Raw genomic sequence first — 21,965 nt, 5'->3', positions numbered from 1 at the left:
CGAGGCTGCGTCGGCGCTAAAGCGGTGTGGCTGCGCTGCCGAGTAGCACTTTCTTAACCGCGTCGCTTAACGAAATATCTCGAAACTGCTTTCCCGCGATGGCGCTTCCCCTACAATTCAACGTTGAGCTTGCGCTGAAGGTTCAAACAGGGGGAGTGCCATGATCAGGAAAACTGCTTCCTCGGCCATCGCCAGCCTTGCTGTTTTCGGCATGGTGTCCGAAACGGCTGCCGGGGGACGCGCCGTCGAATGCTACGAACCGGTCAACAGGCCGTCCGTTTACGACACCGTTCACGAAAAGGTGCTGGTCAGCCCCGGTGGCCAGATCGTCGACTACGATCCACCAATCTACGGCACGCGCGAGAGCGTGGAGCAGATCGCTCCGGCCCGCGTCACTTACGAGGTGGTGCCGGCCGCCACGCGCACCGTCTACCACACGGTCAAGGTAGACGACGGCGGCTATGCCTGGGAATGGCGCATAATCCACGGCCGCAAAGTGCTGTGCAAGGTGTGGCGCAAGCCCCGATATGCGCGGGTCGCCGAAACCGTGGTGGTTGAACCCGAACGCACAAGGCGCGTGGTCATCCCTGCCGAGTATGAAAGCGTGGCCCGAGAGGTGCTGGTACGGCCCGAGCAGCGGCGTGTCATCGAAATCTCCCCGTCCTACCAGACGGTGGCACGGCGAGTGCTGGTCAGGGAAGGTTCGTCGGGCTGGCGGCGCGTTCATATGCCAAGGCATTGCAATGGATAGTCTCGGCTGGGTCGTCATAGCTTTCGGCGTTGCGGCAGCTTATGTCTTCTTGCGGTACAATTTGTACGATGCGGCGGGGTTGAAGTGGAAAAGCCCGTCTGGACCCGACGACTACAACGTCTACGCAGTCTTTTTCGTTTTTCTGACGATTGCTGCTGTAGGGCTCTTCTTTTACCCAAGCGGCTAGCGCACTGCTTTATGGGCTCTGCTCAAGCCGCCTCGGCCCGCAGCCACGCCTTCAAGCCGGCGACATCACCGTGGCCAACACAAGCCGCCACGCGCCTGCCGACCGCCGCGCCGAACTTGTAGCCGTGGCCGGAGCAGGCCGAGACAACAAGGCATCTGCCTTTTTCATGAGCCAGAAATTTCTCGTCGGCGGTGAAGGTGTAGGCGCAGGTGACGACCTCGGTGATCTTGTATTCTTCGACACGGGCGATCGGCGGCGAAAACAGGTCGCGGATCGCCTCACCCTCGCCCGGCACCGGCTGGCGGTTCCAGTCGGCGTCGCTGGTCGGCACCCTGTGCAGCCCTGAGCCGAATTTCATGCCGGCGCCGCCGGACGGCGGGATCACGTAGCCGTCGACAGCGCCGCCGACATTCAGGATTACGGGGGCTGCCTGCCATGCCGCTTTCAGATCCGCCGGTGGTTCGACATAGGCGAGCGCCGTGCGCCAGGTCTTCAGTTCACCGTCCAGTTCAGGAATCAGTTTCAGCACCCAGGCGCCGGCGGCGACGACGATGCGGTCGGCCTGCATCGTCTCGCCGCTTTCAAGCACGATGCGGCCGGCCTCGGCGTCAACTTCCACCACCTTGCTGTTTTCGTAGACATTGGCGTGGTTCACGCGCAGCCATCTAGCGAGGCGGGTCGCAATCTTGCGACAATGCAGCGCACCGCCGTCCGGTGAAAAATACGCGTAGCGGAACGAGCCGGGCTCCAGGAACGGCCAGCGTTTAGCCGCGGCGTCCGGCTCGAACAGTTCGAATGGATAGTTCCCGGCTTCCATGCCTTCGCGGTATTCCTCGGCTTCGTCTCCCGGCTCTCGCGAAATGCAGATGAAACCGCGCGGATCGAGATGGTTTTCGCCGAGATCGGCCCACATCTCGTCCCAGGCCTCATAGGCTTCGGTGATCAGCCTGCCGTAGCCCGCCGCTGCGCCATAGGCGCGGCGGATGATGCGATGATGATCGCCCGAGGCAGCAAGCGGATTGGGAATCGGTCCCTGCTCGACGATCGAGACCCGGTGCCCAGCTTTGGCCAGCGACCACGCCGTCGACAGCCCTGCAATGCCTGCGCCAACCACGATCACATTCATCAAGTCAGTCTTTCCGCAGCCGCTTCGGCCGGCTCAACGCGCTTTTGTGCATGTCATTGTCCCAAAACCGCTTCACACTTTTGGGCGACATGCATCGGATTGTCGTGCGCCAACATACGGTCTGGCGCCAAGCTGGCAAGCCTTGGAGCGCCGCGCGTCGATGGACGCGCAAAGGACGCTCCAACACTTTGAATCCGCGCATGATCCTTTCCGAAAACCGATTCCGGTTTTCGGGATCATGCGCTAATGATCCAGAATGACCGATTTGGTACCACCAACTTACCTGGCCTTCGATCCAGCCACCCGCCATGTGCGGCTCGATCCGCACGAGCCGGCTTTCTTCCAGAATCCCTGTGAGGCCTATGCCTTTATGCACGGCCGATCGAATGTCATTTTCTGGGAAGAGTTCGGCTTCTGGTGCTTTGGCGGCTTCGACGACGTCAACCGGCTGCTGCGCGATCGCCGCTTCGGCCGCCAGAACCCGGCCGGCATCCCTGACCGCCGGAGCATAGACCAGGACCGCACGCATCTCAGCGCCTTCGACGGCATCGAGGCCAATTCGATGCTGGAACTGGAACCGCCCGTTCACACCAGGCTCAGAACGCTGGTCAACCGCGCCTTCGTCTCGCGTCAGGTCGAGCGGCTCAGGCCGCGCGTAGAGGCGCTGGCCAACGAGCTGATCGACCGTTTCGAACCGGGCCAGGTCGACCTGCTGCCGGCTTTCGCATCGCCTTTGCCGATCACCATCATTGCCGAAATGCTCGGAGTGCCGGTCGAGATGGGGCCGCAACTGCTCGACTGGTCGCATCAGATGGTCGCCATGTACATGCATGGCCGCACACGTGAGACGGAAGAGACGGCCAATCGCGCGGCGCGGGATTTTTCGGATTTCCTGCGCGGCTATGTTGCCGAGCGGCGCAAAAACCCCGGCGACGATCTGTTGTCGCTGCTGATCTCGGCGCAGGACGATGGCCAAAAACTCTCCGAGGACGAACTGGTGTCCTCGGCTGTCCTGCTGCTCAACGCCGGCCACGAGGCGACCGTCCACCAGACCGGCAATGCGGTGCACGCGATCCTCGCGCAAGGCGGCGACCCCCGCCGCTTCTTCACCTCGCCACAAACGACAGCCGCCACGGTCGAGGAATGCCTGCGCTTCGACGCGCCGCTGCACATGTTCACGCGCTATGCCTATGAAGAGATCGAGGTGAGTGCCGGTGTCATCGTGCGGCGGGGCGAGACGATCGGCCTGCTGCTCGGTATGGCCAACCACGACCCGGCGGCGTTTGCGGAACCCTTCGCCTTCAGGCCGGATCGTGCGGACCAGAAGAACGTCTCGTTCGGCGCCGGCATTCATTTCTGCATCGGCGCGCCGCTCGCCCGGCTCGAATTGCAGGTATCGCTGAAAACCCTGTTCGACCGGCTACCGCGGCTCTATCTCGCCGAACAGCCGCGCTTTCGCGACACCTATCATTTCCATGGGCTGGAAACGCTCGCCGTGCACACCGGACAAGTGATCAAAGCTTGATCACATATTCCTTGCGAGTCGTTTCAAGCACTTCCCAGCTGCCCTTAAAGCCCGGCCTGAGCACGAAACTGTCGCCGGCCCTGACGGTGCGCGCCTCCCCGCCCTCCTCAGCGATCACTGAAACGCCCGACAGGATGTGGCAGAACTCCCACTCGTCATACTCGATGCGCCATTTGCCCCGGGTCGCCTCCCAGATGCCGGCATAGAGCCCGCCGTCGCGTTCCTCGACATTCCAGGTGCGAAGTTTCGGATCGCCTGAAATCAGACGATCCGGCGCCGGCGCGCCAAGTTCCGGTTCAATGCTGTCGACATTGACGGAAAGAAATTTCGGCGCGGTCATGGAAGCTCCTTCCAAGCAGAATCAAACGTTGGCGAGAGCCTGTTCCAGATCGGCGACGATGTCGTTGACATCCTCGATGCCAATCGAGAGCCTGACCGTATCCGGCCCTGCGCCTGCCGCGACCTTCTGCTCGTCGGACAGCTGCCGATGCGTGGTCGATGCCGGATGGATGACTAGCGACTTGGTGTCGCCGACATTGGCAAGGTGCGAGAACAGTTCGAGCGCCTCTACGAATTTGATGCCTGCCGTATAGCCGCCCTTCAGGCCGAAGGTGAACACGGCACCGGCGCCAAGCGGCGAGTACTTCTTCTGCAGCGCATTGTTCTTGTCACCGGGCAGGCCAGGATAGGACACCCAGGCGACCTTTGGGTGGTTAGACAGCCACCCGGCGACGGTGACCGCATTGTCGCAATGGCGCTGCATCCTGAGCGGCAGGGTTTCCAGCCCGGTCAGGATCAGGAATGCATTAAAGGGCGAGATCGCCGGGCCCATGTCGCGCAGGCCAAGCACGCGCGCGGCAATGGCGAAAGCGAAATTGCCGAAGGTTTCGTGCAAGACGAGGCCACCATATTCGGGGCGCGGCTCCGACAGCATCGGATATTTGCCGGATTTCGACCAGTCGAAGGTGCCGCCGTCGACAATGGCGCCGCCGATCGAATTGCCGTGGCCGCCGATGAACTTGGTCAGCGAATGCACGACAATGTCGGCGCCATGCTCGATTGGCCGCACCAGATAGGGCGAGGCCAGCGTGTTGTCGACGATCAGCGGCAGGCCGTGCTTGCGGGCGATATCGCCGATCTTCTCGATGTCGACGAAGACACCGCCCGGATTGGCTAGGCTCTCGATGAAGATCGCCTTGGTCTTTTCGTCGATCTGGCTTTCGAAGGTCGAGATGTCGTTGGTGTCGGCCCAGCGCACCTGCCAGCCGAAATTCTTGAAGGCGTGGCCGAACTGGTTGATCGAGCCGCCGTAAAGCCTTGTCGCAGAGACGAAATTGTCGCCGGGCTGCATTAGATTATGGAAGACGAGCACCTGCGCGGCATGGCCCGACGCCACGGCCAGCCCCGCCGTGCCGCCTTCGAGTGCCGCGATACGCTCTTCCAGCACCGCCTGCGTCGGGTTCATGATGCGGGTGTAGATGTTGCCGAAGGCCTTTAGCCCGAACAGCGACGCGGCATGGTCGGCATCATCGAAGACAAAGGAGGTCGTCTGGTAGATCGGCGTGGCACGCGCGCCGGTCGCCGGATCGGGCTTGGCACCCGCATGGACGGCGAGTGTGTTGAAACCGGGCGTGCGGGTCATCGAATACCTCCCCTGAATGCTGAATACTGAATGCTGAATGCTGAATGCTGAATGGTGAATGGTGAATGGTGATGGCAAAGTCGGCCAGCCTCATCCTGATTGCAAGCGGCTCATATGCCGCTTTGCCCGCCTTCCAGAAAAATCCTTCTATTCACCATTCACTACCTATTTCTGGCGAACGCCGAAGCTCTGGAATCCCGGCCGCATCAGCGGCTTCTTCGACGACAGCACGCCGGAATTAACGCCGGTCCAGCCGATTTCGCCCGACAGCTTGCCATATTCGATCTTGGGGCAGCGGTTCATCACCACCTTGATGCTGGCGGCCTCTGCGCGCGCCGCCGCCTCGTCATGGCGCACGCCAAGCTGCATCCAGATGACTTTCGGCAACGGATCGAGCCGCAAGACCTCGTCGACGACGCCCGGCACTGCCGTGGAGCCTCGAAAAACGTCGACCATGTCGATCGGCTCGGGAACATCGGCGAGCCTGGCATAGGTCATCCGGCCAAGGATTTCCTTGCCGGCCTGGCCGGGGTTGATCGGGAACACCGAAAATCCCTTGCCCAGCAGGTATTTCAGCACGAAGTAGCTCGGCCGGACATCGTTGGTGGACGCGCCGACCATGGCGATGGTCTTCACCGAATTGAGGATGCCGGCGATATAGGCATTGTCGTAGGCGTCGTGGTTCATGCCTCGTCCTCATACAGAGCTTCGGCGAGAAAACCATCCGGGTCGTTGCAGAAACTGCGCATCATGCGGAAATGTTCGGTATCGTGAAAATCGGTCGGGTCGAGGCCGAACCGGCTGATGCGGAACAGCCGCGCGCCGGGACAGGCCATCAGCAGCGGCGAATGCGTCGCCATGATCACTTGCGCCGTGCCTGATAGATCCATCCGCCGCAGCATCCTGATCAGCTCGATCTGACGCGTCGGCGACAAAGCGCTTTCGGGCTCGTCGAGGATGTAGATGCCTTGCCGGCGGCAGCGCTCCTCGAAGAAGCGGATGAAGCCCTCGCCATGCGACCAGGACAGGAAGTCGGGCGGCGCCGCACCAGAATCCAGCGCCGCTTGGTCAAGATAGCGCGCCACGGAGTAAAAAGATTCGGCGCGAAAGAACCAGCCGGCGGTGACCTTTGGCAGCCAGTGGCCGCGCAGCGTTGCGGCGAGCGCCGCGCCGCTCTTGTCGATGGCGCGGGAGTGGTCGATGGGCATGTAGCCCTTACCGCCGCCGGCTTCATCGTATCCGGCCAGCGCGCCGATCGCCTCGAGCAGCGTCGATTTGCCGGTGCCGTTCTCGCCGACGATGATGGTGATCGGCGCGGTGAATTCGAGTTCGAAATCGTGGCTGCGGAAGATCGGCAGATTCCAGGGATATTTTTCCCAATCTGCGACACGGCTGGGCTCGATCAGGATGCGCTTGAGATAGGGCGCATTCAGCCGCGTCAGTTGCTTGCGAGGAGCCATGCGGCGGCGGTCAGCCCGGCAGCGAGATGCTGCCGTCTTCCGCGATCGGAAAAGCCGGATTGTGCGCCACTTCCCAGACATGCCCTTCCGTGTCGGCGAAATAGCCATACCAGCCGCCCCAGAAGGCGCGACCGGCCGGTTTGACGATACGACCGCCGGCCTTCTCGGCCATCGCCAGCATGTGATCGACTTCCGTGTCGGAGCGGGTGTTGTAAGCGAGGTAGATCGCCGACGGCGCCGTGCCGAAGGTGATGCCTGAATCCTCTTCGGCGCTTTCGCGCGGAAATAGCCCGAGAATGACGCCGCCCATCTGGAAGAAGGCGACGCCATCGGTGATTCCAGCATGGCGGGTCAGGCCCATCGCCTCGTAGAAGCGTGTGGCGCGCTCCAGATCGTCGACGGCGATGGTGATAATGGAGATACGAGGCTCCATGTCTATTCCTCCGTCCATTCCGGCTTGCGCTTGCCGATGAAGGCGCCGATGCCCTCTTCCGCGTCGCGCGCCAGCATGTTGTCGACCATGACGCGGCCGGTATAGGCATAGGCCTCGGCAAGCCCCATCTCGGCCTGCGCGTAGAAGGCTTCCTTGCCGGTCTTCACGACCAAAGATGATTTGGCGGCAATGGTTTGCGCGTATTTGGTGACAATCTGATTCAGATATTCGCGCGGCACGACCCGGTTGACGAGGCCGAATTCCTTGGCCGTCGCAGCATCGATCGTCTCGCCGGTCAAAAGCATCTCCATAGCGTGCTTTCGCGAGACATTGCGCGACAGCGCCACCATCGGCGTCGAGCAGAACAGGCCGATATTGACGCCGGGCGTGCAGAAGGTCGCCTCATGCGAGGCGATCGCCAGATCACAGCTCGCGACCAGTTGCGCCCCCGCGGCCGTCGCCAGACCATCGACCTCGGCGATCACCGGCCTGGGATGGCGCACGATCGCCTGCATCAGTGCCGCGCAAGCGGTAAACGTCTCCTCGAAGAACGCCTTGCCGCGGTCGGGATCGCCACGGTGCGCGGTCATTTCCTTGAGATCGTGGCCGGCGCAGAACACCTTTCCGGCGGCCGCCAGGATGATGACGCGGACGGATCTGTCTGATTTCGCGCGGTCGAGTTCCGCCGTCAGCGCCGCCATGACCGCCAGCGACAGGGCATTGGCCGGCGGATTGGCGAGCGTGAGGCGCAGGACGCCCTTGTCCAGCCTCGCGACGACAGGACCTTCGGCAACAGCCGGCTTGATCGCGACGATTTCAGCCATTTCTCCAACCTCTTCATCGGCCAGCGGCATCGCATGCGCGGGCCATGGAACAAAAGAACTAGCACGCTGCCGATTGAAGAACAGTCGTCAGACGTGTTTTCTCATGAGCAACAATTGGCCCAGCCGCCTTATTCGGCAAGCCGAGGTCAGCACGATCAACGAGGAACATAATGGCCGAGCAGAGCAACCTCAAACCGGTGCTAACCGCGGCCGAAGTCAATGCCTTGATGGCAAGCGTCTATCCCCAGCTCAACAACCAGTTCACCTTCTACGAGGCGATCGACGTGTTTCCGGGCGGCTGCACGGTGCGGCTGAATGCCGGCGAGCGGCATTTGCGCCCTGGCGGAACGGTGTCGGGCTCGTCGCTGTTCACACTGGCCGACATAGGCGGCTATGTCTGCGTGCTTTCGCATGCCGGGCCCGATGCGCTTTCTGTCACCACCAATCTCAATATCAATTTTGTCCGCAAGGCCGAGGCCGGGCCGATCGACGGCCATTGCCGCATCCTGAAGCTGGGCAAGAGCCTGATGGTGTTCGATATCGACATCGTCGCCGGACCGGACGGACAGACGGTGGCGCACGCCACGGGAACCTATTCGATCCCGCCGAGGAAGAGCTTTCAATCGCAAGCCTGATTTGCCGGCGAATACGTTTTGCGCTCGTTCCAAGCGAACTCAACGGAACGAAACGTCCGACAAAACGTTCGCAGCACCAATCAGACCCGCAAAAACATGCCCGAACTTCCCACCTATCTGGCGTTCCTGGTCGCAGTGCTTGGCTATCAGCTGTCCGGCCCCGGACCGGACATGCTTCTGGTGATCAGCCGCGGTATCGGACAGGGCCGGCGGGCGGCGCTGGCAACGGCGACCGGCTGCGTTTTAGCAGGCGTGATCCAGATTCCGTTGCTGGCAATGGGACTTGCATCGCTAATCACGTCCTCGCCTACCGCGTATGGCCTGCTGCAAGTGCTCGGAGCGGCGTACCTCATTGCAATCGGGACAAAGTTCTTGCTCGTGCGCCACGAAGCGGAAACAAACAGCATCGTCGCGGCCAAGGAGGGAGGCCTGGCGGGCGCCTTTCGGCAAGGCATGATCTGCAACCTGACCAACCCTACCGCACTCGTTTTCATGCTCGCAGTGCTGCCGCAGTTCGTCCATGCCTCCACAGGATCGTCGGCGATGCAGTTTATCGTACTCGGAACCACCATGAAGGCTACGGGCCTTCTGGTCCTGGGGGCTGTAGCCTTGGCCTCAGGTGCGGTCGGCGCCTGGCTGGCACGCAACTCCGGTTTTCTTGTCTGGCAAGAACGCCTGGCCGGTGCGATCATGATCGCCGTCGGCATCAAACTGCTGCTGGCCGCAATTATTCCGGGCCGGCGCTAAACCAAGTTTGATGGGTTCGAATGCGGTATAATAATACCTCAACTACAACCTATTGATTTTACACAATAATCCTTTTAGGATGACGGGAAAAGCAGCTTGACTGCATAACTCTCCTCCCCTATAAGCCTTCACGAAGCAGCGGCCCCGCAAGGCCGCCGTTTTGTTATTGGCGGCGGGCAAGCGCTCACGGTCAATCCAAGCAACAAGAAACGCCTTTCCTTGTCGTTCGTCGATGGGGAAGGTCCGAACCGAAAGCAACAATTCATGGCAACCTTTTCGCAGAAGCCTGCGGATGTGGTGAAGAAGTGGGTGCTGATCGACGCCGAGGGTCTCGTCGTCGGCCGTCTCGCCACTGTCATCGCCAATCATCTTCGCGGCAAACACAAGCCCACCTTCACCCCGCATGTCGACGACGGCGACAACGTCATCGTCATCAATGCCGACAAGGTGGTGTTCACCGGCAAGAAATTCACCGACAAGGTCTATTACTGGCACACCGGCCATCCCGGCGGGATCAAGGAGCGCACCGCGCGGCAGCTGCTCGAGGGCCGTTTTCCCGAGCGTGTCGTCGAGAAGGCCGTCGAACGCATGATCCCGCGTGGCCCGCTCGGCCGTCGCCAGATGAAGAATCTCCGCGTCTATGCAGGCACGGAACATCCGCATGTCGCCCAGCAGCCCGTCACGCTCGACGTGGCCAAGCTGAACGCCAAGAACAAGAAGGTTTCGTAAAATGGCTGAGCTTTCCTCGCTCGCAGAACTCGGAACTGCCACCGGCAACACCAACACGCAGCCGGCTGCACCCGTCCATGTCCAGAAGCTCGACAAGTCGGGCCGCGCCTATGCCACCGGCAAGCGCAAGAACGCCATCGCGCGCGTCTGGGTGAAGCCCGGCTCCGGCAAGATCGTCGTCAACGACAAGGTGTTCGCCGAATATTTCGCGCGTCCGGTCCTGCAGATGATCCTTAACCAGCCGATCATCGCCGCCAACCGCGCCGGCCAGTACGACATCGTCGCCACGGTCATCGGCGGCGGGCTTTCCGGCCAAGCCGGTGCCGTGCGCCACGGCATCTCCAAGGCGCTGACCTATTACGAGCCGGCGCTGCGCGCCGTGCTCAAGAAGGGCGGCTTCCTGACCCGCGACAGCCGCGTCGTCGAGCGCAAGAAGTACGGCAAGGCGAAGGCCCGCCGCTCCTTCCAGTTCTCCAAGCGCTAAACTCTACGCAGCCGCATAGGTCAAAGGCCGCCTTCGGGTGGCCTTTTTCTTTGTGCCGACTTCGCTGAATGTCGGGATCGATCGGCCGATGCCTTGATGAAGTCGATAAACGCGCGCAGTGGAGCCGGCACGAGACGCCGGCCGGGATAATAAAGGAACGGCCCCGAGAAGCTCTGCCACCAGGGTTCGAGGACGGGTTCGAGCACACCGCTTTCGAAATGCGGGCGAAGCCAGTCCTCGAAGAGGCTGACAATGCCGGTGCCGGCAATGGCTGCATCGACGGCGAGATCGGCCGCCCCGCCCAGGGTCACGAGAAGCGGCCCCGCCGGATCGACCTGCACCACCTCGCCGTCTCGCTCGAATTCCCAAAGCGGCATCGCGCCGCTGGCGAATCGGCCGCGCAGGCAGGCGTGGCCGAGAAGATCGCGCGGGTGCTCAGGCCGGCCTTGGCGATCAAGGTAGGCGGGGCTGGCAGCGGTGGCGAAGCGCTGCACGCGCGGCCCGATCGGCACCGCGATCATGTCTTGTTCCAGCCGCTCATCGTAACGGATCCCGGCATCGCACCCCGCCGCCAGCACATCGACAAAACTCTCCTCGGCGATCACCTCCAGCCGGATGCCGGGATAGGCGGCGAGGAACCGCGGAACAATGCCGGGCAGCACCAGCCGCGCCGCGCTGACCGGCACATTAAGCCGCAACGTACCTGCCGGCCGGTCGCGGAAGCCGTTCACAATGTCTAGTGCTGCCTCGACCTCGGTTAAGGCTGGACCGAGCCGGGCCAGCAAGCTCGCACCCGCTTCTGTCAGGACGACACTGCGGGTCGTCCTGTTGAGCAGCCTGACACCTAGCTGCGTCTCGAGCCGGCGCACCGCCTCGCTCAAGCCCGACGCGCTGCCGCCGTTCGCGCGGGCGCCATCGCGAAAACCCTTGGCCCGCGCCACGGCCACGAAGGCGTTCAGGTCTCCGAGATCGATCTTCATTGTTCGATATTCCGTACAGCCCGTGCGGAATGTAGCCAATTATCGTAAGATCGGACAGCGCCTATCTCAGCGTCATCTTTGAACGGAGATAGACTATGTCCAGCATCGACTTTTCCGGCACGTTCACTCTCGGCGACCGCACCGTGAAGCGGCTCGGCTACGGCGCCATGCAGCTCGCAGGACCCGGCGTCTTTGGTCCGCCTGGAGATCACGACGCAGCCTTGGACGTGCTGCGCGAAGCCGTTGCGCGCGGGGTGAACCACATCGACACCAGCGACTTCTACGGCCCGCACGTCACCAATCTGCTGATCCGCGAGGCGCTCGCGCCCTATTCCGACGATCTGACGATCGTCACCAAGATCGGTGCGCGTCGCGGCGCGGATGGCTCGTGGCGCCCCGCCTTCTCGTCCGAAGCGCTGACCCAGGCGGTGCACGACAATCTGCGCAATCTTGGTCTCGACGTGCTGGACGTGGTCAATCTCAGGATCATGTTCGACGCGCATGGGCCCGCCGAAGGATCGATCGAGGCGCCGCTCACTGTGCTGGCCGAGCTGCAGCGACGCGGTTTTGTGCGCCACATCGGGCTAAGCAATGTCACGTCAGCACAGATCGAAGAGGCGCGACGGATCGCCAAGATCGTCTGCGTGCAGAACCAATACAATCTGGCGCACAGGGGCGACGATGCCTTGATCGACAAACTCGCCCGCGACGGCATCGCTTATGTGCCGTTCTTTCCGCTCGGCGGCTTCAACCCGCTGCAGTCGTCTACCCTATCCGGCGTCGCTCAGCGCCTCGGCGCCACACCGATGCAGGTCGCGCTCGCCTGGCTACTCGGTCGCGCGCCCAATATCCTGCTCATTCCCGGCACCTCATCGGTCGCACATCTCATTGAGAACCTTGCCGCAGCCGAACTCGATCTGCCGGAGGATGCCGCCAGGGAATTGGACGGAGTAGCGATGGCCGCCTGACAGCGGGCTGGCGACCATCCAGGGAAGCGGCTCCCTTGCCCGCTCCGATCCAGTCTAGTTGATGCTTGCGGTGTTCGCCGGCTCCGCCGGCCGCGTCTCATCAGAATAAGGCACGCGGTAGCCGTTCGCTGCCAGCCAGTCGATCGCCGCTTTCGGCTCGTCGGTCTGGATGATGGTGGCGCCGCGCTCGGCCCAGAAGCCGTACGTCTCGCGCGGTAGACTGGCGAGCACCGCCAACTCGTCGCCGCGACCGCCGGCAAGGAAGCCGCCCGGCTTATTGACGATAGCGTAGGTATTGGCCCAGATGTGCCAGTCGCCCCTTATCGCCGCCGCGCGCATACGGGGGCTGAACAGCGGACCGCCGGTGTCGGTCAGCGTCTCCGATCCCGCGCGCCAGTTGATCATCTCGACCGCGCGCGGCGAAAAGATCCCGCTGACTTTCTCGGCGAAACCGGCGTCGCGAACCGCGTCATCGGCGATAATCGGCATGAACTGGAAACCATTGCCGATCGCGCCCATGGCGGCTTTGACAGTGGTGATTCTGGCCGGATTTCACAGGTTCTCCTTGACGATCACCTGTTCGGCCATGCCCAGATCGCGCGCGACCGCGATCATGCCGGCCAGGCTGTCGACATCGAGCTTGTTGTCGATGTTGATGAGTATCCTGTCCTTGGTCGCCATCAGCATTTCGCGCAGCGTCGAAACCGGCTCATCGGTGACGGCGCCGGTGCCTTCGATCACCAGTCTGCAGGTTTTGAGCTCGGCCAGCGTGCGCTTGATCACCTCGCCATTGCAATTCGTCGTGCGGTCGAGCCAGCTGTCATGCATGACGATGAACTGGCCGTCCTTCGAGCGCCTGACATCGACCTCGACGATTTCGGCACCCAGCGCGATCGATGCCTCGACGGCGGCGATCGAGTTCTCCGCATAGAGCGTCTTGCGGGCCTGCATACTGCCGGCGCGGTGTGCCGCCACCATGACATGGTCGCGCCACTGGTTGGCGTGTTCGAAACGGTCGAGAATTTGTCTGGCGCGTGTTTCGCCTGCCGATGCCGCGCCTGTGAAGAGCACCGAGGCGGCGGCAAGCAGAAGGTTCAGCCAGGTCGTTCGCATGAGAATCGCTCCGTACCGGATGCAAACCCGGTTAACCGACACACGTGACAGCCTGGTGAACGAAGCCGGCTTCGCAGATGCCGGAAGTCCGGGTCAATGCCGGCTGAAGCGGCCGTTCTGAAACCTCGAACCGGCAATCAGCAGGTCGCCGGCAATCAGCTTGCCGAGATGCTTGGCGCGCCCATATCTGTTCCGCTCCGCGGCCGACACCATCCCATGCGAGACGGCTATCTACTCAAGGTTGCATTCATGCTTACCTAAGCAATTTCCGGGTTTGCCATGCGGGCTCACCTGGCAAGCAAGAATTTGTGACCGGGCTCGAATGGCCCAGGCCTCGGAAGGGGTCGCATTTCTGAGAATTATATCCAATAAGGTTGCGCCTCGACGCACAGGAGATCGCTTCATGCCGAACAGCAACATCGACCACGCCTTCACCGCCCGGGCCAGGACGGGTGCGTCCTTCGAGCCGACCTATGCCGGCGCGCTGTCGTTCATGCGACGCAAATACACGAAGGACGTGAAGGGCGCGGACGCGGTGGTGTGGGGCATCCCCTTCGACGCCGCCGTCACCAACCGGCCGGGCGCGCGCTTCGGGCCGCAGGCGATTCGCCGCGCCTCGACCATCCTCGACAACGATCCGCAGTATCCGTTTTCGCGCGATCTGTTCGAATATCTCGCCGTGGTCGACTATGGCGATTGCCTGCTCGACAGCGGCAATCACCAGAAGACTCCGGGGACGATCGAGCGCGAGGCAGCAAAGATCCTGAGATCCGGCGCCTTCCTGCTATCGCTTGGCGGCGACCATTTCGTCACCTGGCCGCTGCTCAAGGCGCATGCCGCTATCCACGGCCCACTTGCCCTCGTGCAGTTCGACGCCCACCAGGACACTTGGCCGGACGACGGCAAGCGCATCGACCACGGCTCCTTCGTCGGCCGTGCGGTCAAGGAGGGCATTGTCGACCCCGACCGTTCGATCCAGATCGGCATCCGCACCCATGCGCCCGAAACCTTCGGCATCAAGATCCTGTACGGCCACGAAGTTGAGGAAATGCGCGCGTCCGATATCGCTTATGCCATCGTCGATCGTACCGGCGGCAAAAAAGCCTACGTCACCTTCGATATCGATTGCCTGGACCCGGCCTTCGCGCCCGGCACCGGCACCCCGGTCGCCGGCGGGCCGTCCTCGGCAAAAATCCTGTCGGTACTGCGCCAGATCAATCAGGTCGATATCGTCGGCGCCGATGTCGTGGAGGTTGCGCCGGCCTATGATCACGCCGATATAACGGCAATTGCCGGGTCGACAGTCGCCATGCACTATCTCGGGCTCCTGGCGGAACGAAAGGCTCGACTCGAAGAGCTGAACAGCGGCAATCACGCCGCCGCCGCATTGAATCAGGCAAGCGGCATATAACTTCGAAATATCAGGGAATTCAGGCAGGCAATGAAACCGAAAATCTTCATCGACGGCGAGCACGGCACCACCGGTCTGCAGATCAGGGCGCTGCTTGCCGAACGCGGCGACCTGGAGATCATCTCCATCCCGACCGAGCGCCGCAAGGAACCGGCAGCTAGAGCCGAGTTCCTCAACGCCGCCGATGTCGCGATCCTGTGCCTGCCGGATGCAGCCGCAAAAGAAAGCGTTTCGCTGATCACCAACGACACCACAAGGGTTATCGACGCCTCGACCGCGCACCGCGTCGCCGAAGGTTGGGAATATGGCTTCGCCGAAATGGACAAGGATCAGGCGCGGAAAATCGCTTCGGCGAAGCGCGTCGCCAATCCGGGCTGCTGGCCGCAAGGCCCGATCGCGACGCTCAGGCCGCTGGTGGCAGCCGGGCTGTTGCCGCCGGATTTTCCGGTCACCGTCAATGGCATTTCGGGCTATTCGGGCGGCGGCCGGCCGATGATCGAGGACTATGTCGCCAAGGGCGAGAATGCCTCGGAATTCCTGCCCTACGGGCTGACCCTGCAGCACAAGCATGTGCCGGAGCTCAGGACCTATGCGAAGCTGTCGCATGACCCGATCATGCAGCCGGCGGTCGGCAATTTCGCGCAAGGCATGATCACCGTGGTACCGTTGCAGCTCGGCGGCCTCGACTATGTACCGACCGGCGCCGAGCTTCATGCGGCGATTGCCGACCATTTCGCCGCGATAGATGGCGGCGTGGTCGAGGTGGCGTCCTACGCGCATCTGGAGCGCGTGCCGGAGATCGACCCCGAAATCTACAACGGAACCAACCGGATGAGGCTTTATGTCTTCGCCAATGACGACAAGGCCCAGGCGCTTCTGCTCGCCGTCTACGACAACCTCGGCAAGGGCGCCTCGGGTGCTGCCGTGCAGAACATGGATCTGATGCTCGGCCTCAAGCACTGAATGGACGCTCCGGCATTTCCAGAACGCTGGAAGGTCAGCGCGCCAGAACTGATTGCCGAGACGTTCAGCAGCCGCATCTGGAAGGTTGTTCGCGCGGACGGCGCGCCGGCGATCGTCAAGGCCCTCAAACCTTTCGACGACGTCGAAGACGAGTTGCGCGGTGAGCATTTTCTCGCCTGGCGGCGCGGCGAAGGCGCGGTGCGGCTGCTCGGCCGCGACGGCCACTGCATGCTGCTCGAATATGCCGGCGAAACCTTGCTGTCACAGGTACTCGCGCAGCAGGGAGACAACGCCGCCACAGCAATCGCGGCCGAAGTGATGGCAAGACTGTTCTCGCCGTCTGACCACCCTGCCCCACCGGATCTGCAGCCGCTGCGGGTACGGTTTTCCAGCCTGTTCAAGAAGGCGAACATCGATCGCGACGCCGACGAAAAAAGCCTCTACGTCGAAGCCGCTGCGACCGCGGAACGGCTGTTGGCCGATCCTGTCGACGTGCTGCCGCTGCATGGCGACCTGCATCACGACAATATCATGCAGGGACCGCGCGGCTGGCTGGCGATCGACCCTAAGGGCGTTCTCGGCGATCCCGGCTTCGATGCGGCGAACATGTTCTACAACCCGCTCGACCGCGACGACCTTTGCAGCGATCCCCGGCGGATTGCCCACATGGCTGAGATCTTCGCCAGAACGCTCGGCCAAACGCCCCCAGCCATCCTGGATCATGCCATCGCCTATGGCTGCCTGTCGGCGTCGTGGCATCATGAGGACGGCAACGCGATCGAGGAAAGCCGCGAATTGTCCATTGCCACGGCAATCAGGACGGTGCGGCTCAGCCCCTGACGGCAATCTGGTTGGGCAGCGGATAAGCGCCTTTGGTGCCGCGCCAATGCGCTGCGGCAAACCCTAGCAGGACAAGCGCGGATGCCTGATGCGTCAGCGCCATGTGCAGCGGCACCTGCATCAGCAGCGTACCGATGCCGATCAACGCCTGCGCCAGCACCAGCAGAAACAACAACGTCGCGCGGTGCGCATGCGTCGTGCCTGGCTGGCGGCGGTGTGTCGCGATCATGTGCCAAAGTGCTGCGGCGAAGATCGCGTAGGCGCCGAGCCGGTGGATGAACTGAACCGTCTTCGGGCTCTCGAAGAAGTTGCGCCATGCCGGCTCGAGGATCATCAGATCGCCGGGGATGAGCTTGCCGTCCATCAACGGCCAGGTGTTGTAGCTCAGGCCGGCATCGAGGCCGGCGACCAGCCCGCCGAGATAGATCTGGATCAGCGCCAGCAGCACCAGAAAGCCGGCCAGACGCTGCGTCGAACGGTCGGCGGCCGGTTCGGAATGAGGCGCGAGCCCGCGCGCCACCACCATGGTCGCGGTGAAGATCAGCGCGGCCAGCGTCAGATGCGTTGCCAGCCGGTATTGGCTGACGGAGACCCGGTCGACCAGTCCGGACGCCACCATCCACCAGCCGATCGCGCCCTGGAGGCCGCCGAGAAGAAGAATGCCTGATAGTTTCGGCCCAAGGCCGCGTTCGATGCGGCGCGTCGCCCAGAAAAACACCAGCGGCACGGCGAAAACCACGCCGACACCGCGCGCCAGGATCCGGTGCACCCATTCCCACCAGAAGATCGACTTGAACGCTTCGATGCTCATGCCCTTGTTGAGCTCGGCATATTGCGGGATCTGCTGGTAGCGCTGGAATTCCTCCTGCCATTCGGCTTCGTTGAGCGGCGGGATGATGCCGTGGATCGGCTTCCATTCGGTGATCGACAGGCCGGATTCGGTGAGCCTGGTGGCGCCGCCGACCAGCACCAGGACAAACAGCACCAGAAGAACGACGTAGAGCCAGCCGCGCACCAGCGCCCGGTTGTGCAGGTCGCGGTCGCGAGCCACGAAAGGCGCGGCAGCTGAGATGGCAGCCATAGGCTTGTCCCGGCAGGTTGCAGTCGCGGATTGGTGAACCATCGCAACCCCGCTGGCAAGACCGGACAGCGCGTCACGCCGTCGCGCCGCTTCTTGCGGGTTGCGTGTCTCTTTTGTTGGGCCTAAGCGATAGAGATCAACGGGATCGCGAAATGCCCATTCGCCTGAAAAAGCTGATCGGAACCTTCCTGCTGGTGGCGCTGGTCATCGTCTACGCATTGGTCGCATCGATCGTGGCGGTTGCCCAACTGGCAGAATCGGGACCGTGGGCGCATTTCCTGTTCTTCCTGCTGAGCGGCATGCTCTGGGTGCTGCCGGCTATGGGCATCATCAAGTGGCTGATCCTGGAGCCGCCGCGGCCGAAGAATTGAGGCTCGCCGCCGCCGCTAGATGGTGACAAGCCTGACGCTTGCTACCCGACGTGTAGGGCAACTCAGGGTGGTCTTCTGCTTCCGTGTCGCCGATCGGAACGCGCAGATAGCGCCTCTTGCCGACCTCAGCACCTCTAAGCGAACGTCTGGTGTGATGCCCGATTCGGGCGTTCATAGGGCATCTCCCTGTTACATCGCGGTGACAAAAGCACCGCCACGGTGGCGTCAACCGGTTACACAGAGCAGGAAATATCTCCGGCCTTCTGGGAGTGCGGGTCACCGTCCCCAGAGGCTGCGTGGGCGCGTCGCCGGTTGGCTGTTAGCGCGGCGACTGGATCGCTCCACGCCTCGCAAGCGGGATAGCGAAATCTCGTGACGGCAAGGTCAAGCTGCGTTCTCCGTTCTGAATCGGCGACGGGCGGCGGCTGGGAGAGATGGATGCCATGCACGTTGAGCGTCTGGAAGTTGGCGGGGCATGGGCGCGAGGCAGCCCGCGTGCACGCGCCTGGCCGGGCGGTGCAATGACCGCGCAGCGCCGCCTCGCAGCGATCCTGGCTTGCGACGTGGTCGGCTATTCGCGCCTGATGGAGCGCGACGAGCGCGGCACGCTCGAGCGGCTGAAGACATACCGCAAGGGCCTCCTCGAACCGCTGGTCTCCGAGCACCAGGGTCGGATCGTCAAGCTCACCGGCGACGGGATGCTGTGCGAGTTCGCGAGCGTCGTCAACGCGGTGACCTCGGCGATGGCGATCCAGCAGGCCCTGGCAGAACACGAGGCGGAGACGCCCGAGGAAGAGCGGATTCGCTTCCGCATCGGCGTCAATCTCGGCGACGTGGTTTGCGAGGAGGACGGCGACCTCTACGGCGACGGGGTCAACATCGCCGCCCGCCTCGAAAGCATCGCCGATCCCGGCACCGTGGTCGTCTCGGGCACCGCCTACGACCACCTTCAGGGCAAGCTCGACGGCGGCTTCACACTGCTCGGCGACCTGCGCCTCAAGAACATCGAGCGGCCTGTGCGCGCCTACCGCGTCGAGACCGACGCCAGCGCCTCGGGGGCTGCACTGCCTCCCCTGCCCGCGAAACCCTCGATCGCGGTTCTGCCTTTCACCAACATGAGCGGCGATCCCGACCAGGAATACTTCGCCGACGGACTGGTGGAGGACATCATCACGGGATTGAGCCGGGTGAACTCCTTCTTCGTGATCGCCCGCAACTCGTCCTTCACCTACAAGGGCCGAGCGGTGGACCTGCGCCAGGTCGGGCGTGAGCTGGGCGTCCGCTACGTGCTCGAAGGTAGCATCCGCAGAGCAGGATCGCGGGTGCGTATCAGCGGGCAGCTGGTGGACGCGATCAGCGGACACCATGTCTGGGCCGACCGCTTCGAGGGCGACGTGAGCGACATCTTCGACCTACAGGACAAGGTGACCGAGAGCGTCGTCGGTGCGGCCGAGCCGAGCATCCGGCTGGAGGAGATCAAGCAAGCGCGCATGAAGCCGACCGACTACATCGGTGCCTACGACCTCTACCTTCGTGCGCTGCCGCGCTTCTACAGCATGACGCGCGAAGGCTTCGCCGACGTGCGCCGGCTCACCAACGAGGCGCTCAGCATCGACCCAGGCTTCACCCTGGCGAAGGCACTCGGTGCCTATATCCGCAGCCTGTCCGTGAGTCAGTGCTGGCACGAGCCCGACGATATCCGCGTCGCCGTGCGCATGGCCCGCGAGGTGCTGGCGGACGCGCGAGACGACCCGACAAGCTTGCGTTTCGCCGCGCAGGTGATCGCCTACAGCGCCAAGGATTACGAGACGGCGCTGGGGATCGAACGGTCCCTGCTGCTCAATCCCAATTCGGCGCAGGGCTATACGGGCAGCGGCTGGGTGAACGCCCATTCCGGCCGCCCCCTCGTCGCGATCGAGCACTTCCACAGGGCAATGCGGCTGAGCCCGGTCGACCCCGAGAAGGGCATCGCGCTCTCCGGCATCGGGATGAGCTACCTGATGCTCGAACGCTACGAGGAAGCGCTGGCTTGGGGAGAACGAGCGATGCGCGAGATGCCGAATTACGGCTCCTCGCACCGGGTGGTGATCATGGCGCTGGTCAAACTCAATCGGCCGGACGAAGCGCAGGCGGCGGCGCGGCGGCTGATGGAGGCGTTCCCGACCTACACGCTCGCCCTGCAGAGGCAGATCAACCCGTGGCGGGACAAGGTGTTCGCCGAGCGCTACGTCGAGGCGCTGGGTATTGCCGGCGTGCCGGAGTGATCGTCGCGTTTGCAAAGATGCCCTCTCCTGCGCGTCGCGTCCGGCCAGGCGACGCCCCTTGATCCCGCGTCGCTTCTGGAAGGATAGTTCTCTGGTCGGGTTGTCCGAGGACTGAGCGCGTAGAGCAGCTGTGAACAGCCGGCGAGCTCTCTGTTGGTTCGCGTCGAACTTCCGGTTTCCACCCTGACGAGACCTACCGACGGTCCAGACAAATGTCGCCTTCGGGTCACGACGTTCCCTTGACCTCCCATCAGGAATGGTCCTCAAGGGGTCGGTTCTGCCGGACTTTCACCACTAGATGGTGACGACCATCTTGCCGGCATTGGCCAGCGGCGTCGTCACACCCGACAGCATCGTGCGGATATGGGCAACGCTCTGATAGCGACCGTTGACCGAAATGCGCGGCAGCGCTTGCAGGAAACCGGCATGTTCGGCGCGCAGCACGCCGTGGCGTGTCGTCACCGCCGAGGCATAGCCGGCGTCGCGGGCAAAGCCGACTTCGCGGTCGCCAACGGCACTGGCATAGCCATAGGGATAGGCGAAATGGCGCGGCTCCTCGCCGAGTTCGGCCTGCAATATGCGCCTGACGTCGTCGACCTCGTGCCGCGCATCGGCTTCGGAAAGCCGCTTCAGATTGCGATGATTGACGGTGTGCGCGCCGATCGTCACCAGCGAATGCCCTGCCATGGCGCGGATCTCGTCCCAGTTCATCAACATGCTCTGGCGCGCGCCCAACTCGATACCGTTCGACCGCGCCAATTCGCGCAGCACCGCGCGCTGGTCCTCCTCGCGGACGTCCAGCGTCAAATAGTCGTGCAGGCGCGCGAAGGCCTGAAGTTTCCTGCCCGGGGTCGAGCAGTCGATCGTCACCGGACCGTTCGGTGTTGTCAGAACCAACCGGTCCCGCGCGCTGACGATGTCCTCGACCACCTCCCACCATAGATCGGCGGCGCCGTTTATCAGCCCTGGCGCGACATAGATGGTGACCGGCGCGCCGTGCATTTCCAGCACCGGCAGCGCCTCGGTCATGTTGTCGCGGTAGGCGTCGTCGGCGGTGATCGCCGCGAACTGGCCACCCTTGCCGCCGGCCTTGATGCGCTCGATTGCCTCGTCCAGCGTGACGAACGTATACCCGTGCGCCTTCATGTCGGCGATCACGGCGTCGAGGAACTCAGGCGCGATGTTGAGATGCCGGTTGACGCCATCAGGCTTTTCCGGCTTGGCGGTGACCCGATGCAGCATCAGGATGGCGCCGATGCCGCCGACGAACGGCTTGGCCAGCGGGGCAAGACCGGTATAACGGACGACGTTGAGCGCCAGTTTCCGGATTGCCTCGCCCCCGTCGATCATTCATTCACCTTTTGCGCCTAGGCTCATCCAAGCACGAAATGCGCCTATGCGCGCCCCAATCGCGGTGAATACGCCCTAAAG

Annotated in this window: 22 protein-coding genes and 1 pseudogene; 12 read left to right on the top strand and 11 right to left on the bottom strand. The window is 62.9% G+C overall.

Annotation, left to right across the window (positions count from 1 at the left end; all coding sequences use genetic code 11):
• The first annotated feature begins 160 nt into the window (after positions 1 to 160).
• Positions 161 to 751 carry a hypothetical protein gene (locus tag ACWUKX_RS08080; protein WP_456005595.1) on the top strand — a complete coding sequence of 197 codons (591 nt, stop codon included), beginning with the start codon at positions 161 to 163 and terminating at the stop codon, positions 749 to 751.
• A gap of 209 nt (positions 752 to 960) precedes the next feature.
• Here ACWUKX_RS08080 and ACWUKX_RS08075 read toward each other — a convergent pair whose 3' ends face one another.
• A complete protein-coding gene (locus tag ACWUKX_RS08075; protein WP_456005917.1) occupies positions 961 to 2,064 on the bottom strand; it encodes an NAD(P)/FAD-dependent oxidoreductase in 1,104 nt (367 codons plus the stop codon).
• Positions 2,065 to 2,320: 256 nt separating this feature from the next.
• Here ACWUKX_RS08075 and ACWUKX_RS08070 point away from each other — a divergent pair, with 256 nt between their 5' ends.
• Positions 2,321 to 3,589 (top strand): cytochrome P450, encoded by a 1,269-nt coding sequence (locus tag ACWUKX_RS08070; protein WP_456005593.1) that lies wholly within the window; start codon positions 2,321 to 2,323, stop codon positions 3,587 to 3,589.
• Here the strand turns inward: ACWUKX_RS08070 and ACWUKX_RS08065 are convergent.
• From ACWUKX_RS08065 to ACWUKX_RS08040, 6 genes are all read right to left on the bottom strand, one after another.
• Positions 3,579 to 3,929, bottom strand: coding sequence for a cupin domain-containing protein (locus ACWUKX_RS08065; RefSeq protein WP_456005591.1), 351 nt, complete (start codon positions 3,927 to 3,929; stop codon positions 3,579 to 3,581). The two genes, ACWUKX_RS08070 and ACWUKX_RS08065, sit on opposite strands and share 11 nt — an antisense overlap.
• A gap of 21 nt (positions 3,930 to 3,950) precedes the next feature.
• Positions 3,951 to 5,231 (bottom strand): O-acetylhomoserine aminocarboxypropyltransferase, encoded by a 1,281-nt coding sequence (locus ACWUKX_RS08060; RefSeq protein WP_456005589.1) that lies wholly within the window; start codon positions 5,229 to 5,231, stop codon positions 3,951 to 3,953.
• Positions 5,232 to 5,396: 165 nt separating this feature from the next.
• Positions 5,397 to 5,918, bottom strand: coding sequence for a CoA-binding protein (locus tag ACWUKX_RS08055; RefSeq protein ID WP_456005587.1), 522 nt, complete (start codon positions 5,916 to 5,918; stop codon positions 5,397 to 5,399).
• Complete coding sequence (locus ACWUKX_RS08050; RefSeq protein WP_456005584.1) at positions 5,915 to 6,691, bottom strand: AAA family ATPase; 777 nt, start codon at positions 6,689 to 6,691, stop codon at positions 5,915 to 5,917. The genes ACWUKX_RS08055 and ACWUKX_RS08050 overlap by 4 nt, the downstream gene beginning before the upstream one ends.
• Positions 6,692 to 6,701: 10 nt before the next feature.
• A complete protein-coding gene (locus ACWUKX_RS08045; protein ID WP_065008089.1) occupies positions 6,702 to 7,124 on the bottom strand; it encodes a VOC family protein in 423 nt (140 codons plus the stop codon).
• A gap of 2 nt (positions 7,125 to 7,126) precedes the next feature.
• Entirely contained in the window at positions 7,127 to 7,948 is an 822-nt protein-coding gene (locus ACWUKX_RS08040) for an enoyl-CoA hydratase (RefSeq protein WP_095521887.1), read from the bottom strand.
• 170 nt (positions 7,949 to 8,118) lie between these two features.
• On the opposite strand from ACWUKX_RS08040, the gene ACWUKX_RS08035 reads away from it, so the two are divergent.
• From ACWUKX_RS08035 to rpsI, 4 genes are all read left to right on the top strand, one after another.
• Positions 8,119 to 8,583: a PaaI family thioesterase gene (locus tag ACWUKX_RS08035; RefSeq protein WP_456005582.1), complete on the top strand. Its 465-nt coding sequence runs from the start codon at positions 8,119 to 8,121 to the stop codon at positions 8,581 to 8,583.
• A 96-nt stretch (positions 8,584 to 8,679) separates the two neighbouring features.
• Positions 8,680 to 9,330 carry a LysE family translocator gene (locus tag ACWUKX_RS08030; protein WP_456005580.1) on the top strand — a complete coding sequence of 217 codons (651 nt, stop codon included), beginning with the start codon at positions 8,680 to 8,682 and terminating at the stop codon, positions 9,328 to 9,330.
• A gap of 264 nt (positions 9,331 to 9,594) precedes the next feature.
• The gene (gene rplM, locus ACWUKX_RS08025) at positions 9,595 to 10,059 is read left to right on the top strand and encodes a 50S ribosomal protein L13 (protein ID WP_023798353.1); all 465 of its coding nucleotides are present in this window, start codon (positions 9,595 to 9,597) and stop codon (positions 10,057 to 10,059) included.
• 1 nt (position 10,060) lies between these two features.
• On the top strand, positions 10,061 to 10,543 hold the full coding sequence (gene rpsI / locus ACWUKX_RS08020; protein WP_023717316.1) for a 30S ribosomal protein S9: 483 nt from the start codon (positions 10,061 to 10,063) through the stop codon (positions 10,541 to 10,543).
• A 20-nt stretch (positions 10,544 to 10,563) separates the two neighbouring features.
• Here the strand turns inward: rpsI and ACWUKX_RS08015 are convergent, their stop codons facing one another.
• Positions 10,564 to 11,523 (bottom strand): LysR family transcriptional regulator, encoded by a 960-nt coding sequence (locus ACWUKX_RS08015; protein WP_456005578.1) that lies wholly within the window; start codon positions 11,521 to 11,523, stop codon positions 10,564 to 10,566.
• A 95-nt stretch (positions 11,524 to 11,618) separates the two neighbouring features.
• Here ACWUKX_RS08015 and ACWUKX_RS08010 point away from each other — a divergent pair, with 95 nt between their 5' ends.
• Complete coding sequence (locus ACWUKX_RS08010) at positions 11,619 to 12,491, top strand: aldo/keto reductase family oxidoreductase (protein WP_456005575.1); 873 nt, start codon at positions 11,619 to 11,621, stop codon at positions 12,489 to 12,491.
• 54 nt (positions 12,492 to 12,545) lie between these two features.
• Here ACWUKX_RS08010 and ACWUKX_RS08005 read toward each other — a convergent pair.
• Positions 12,546 to 13,604, bottom strand: a pseudogene (locus ACWUKX_RS08005) (glycerophosphodiester phosphodiesterase family protein).
• Positions 13,605 to 14,007: 403 nt separating this feature from the next.
• On the opposite strand from ACWUKX_RS08005, the gene speB reads away from it, so the two are divergent.
• The 3 genes from speB to ACWUKX_RS07990 are packed head-to-tail and all read left to right on the top strand — an operon-like array spanning position 14,008 to position 16,818.
• Positions 14,008 to 15,015: an agmatinase gene (speB, locus tag ACWUKX_RS08000; protein WP_456005572.1), complete on the top strand. Its 1,008-nt coding sequence runs from the start codon at positions 14,008 to 14,010 to the stop codon at positions 15,013 to 15,015.
• A gap of 30 nt (positions 15,016 to 15,045) precedes the next feature.
• Positions 15,046 to 15,978 carry an N-acetyl-gamma-glutamyl-phosphate reductase gene (argC, locus tag ACWUKX_RS07995; protein ID WP_455838145.1) on the top strand — a complete coding sequence of 311 codons (933 nt, stop codon included), beginning with the start codon at positions 15,046 to 15,048 and terminating at the stop codon, positions 15,976 to 15,978.
• Positions 15,979 to 16,818, top strand: a complete 840-nt coding sequence (locus tag ACWUKX_RS07990) for an aminoglycoside phosphotransferase family protein (RefSeq protein WP_456005570.1) — start codon at positions 15,979 to 15,981, stop codon at positions 16,816 to 16,818. It begins immediately after the preceding gene.
• Here ACWUKX_RS07990 and ACWUKX_RS07985 read toward each other — a convergent pair.
• Entirely contained in the window at positions 16,808 to 17,899 is a 1,092-nt protein-coding gene (locus ACWUKX_RS07985) for a COX15/CtaA family protein (RefSeq protein ID WP_456005567.1), read from the bottom strand. The two genes, ACWUKX_RS07990 and ACWUKX_RS07985, sit on opposite strands and share 11 nt — an antisense overlap.
• A gap of 152 nt (positions 17,900 to 18,051) precedes the next feature.
• On the opposite strand from ACWUKX_RS07985, the gene ACWUKX_RS07980 reads away from it, so the two are divergent.
• Both ACWUKX_RS07980 and ACWUKX_RS07975 read left to right on the top strand, forming a co-directional pair.
• The gene (locus tag ACWUKX_RS07980) at positions 18,052 to 18,270 is read left to right on the top strand and encodes a DUF2842 domain-containing protein (protein WP_029353452.1); all 219 of its coding nucleotides are present in this window, start codon (positions 18,052 to 18,054) and stop codon (positions 18,268 to 18,270) included.
• Positions 18,271 to 18,791: 521 nt separating this feature from the next.
• Positions 18,792 to 20,534: an adenylate/guanylate cyclase domain-containing protein gene (locus ACWUKX_RS07975; RefSeq protein ID WP_456005564.1), complete on the top strand. Its 1,743-nt coding sequence runs from the start codon at positions 18,792 to 18,794 to the stop codon at positions 20,532 to 20,534.
• Positions 20,535 to 20,828: 294 nt separating this feature from the next.
• On the opposite strand, the gene ACWUKX_RS07970 is transcribed toward ACWUKX_RS07975, so the two are convergent.
• Positions 20,829 to 21,884 carry a polysaccharide deacetylase family protein gene (locus ACWUKX_RS07970; RefSeq protein WP_456005561.1) on the bottom strand — a complete coding sequence of 352 codons (1,056 nt, stop codon included), beginning with the start codon at positions 21,882 to 21,884 and terminating at the stop codon, positions 20,829 to 20,831.
• Positions 21,885 to 21,965 lie beyond the last annotated feature (81 nt).

The organism is Mesorhizobium sp. f-mel (assembly GCF_053850215.1).
The sequence above is the reverse complement of the archived record's forward strand: the minus strand, read 5'-3'. Positions and strand labels throughout refer to the sequence as shown.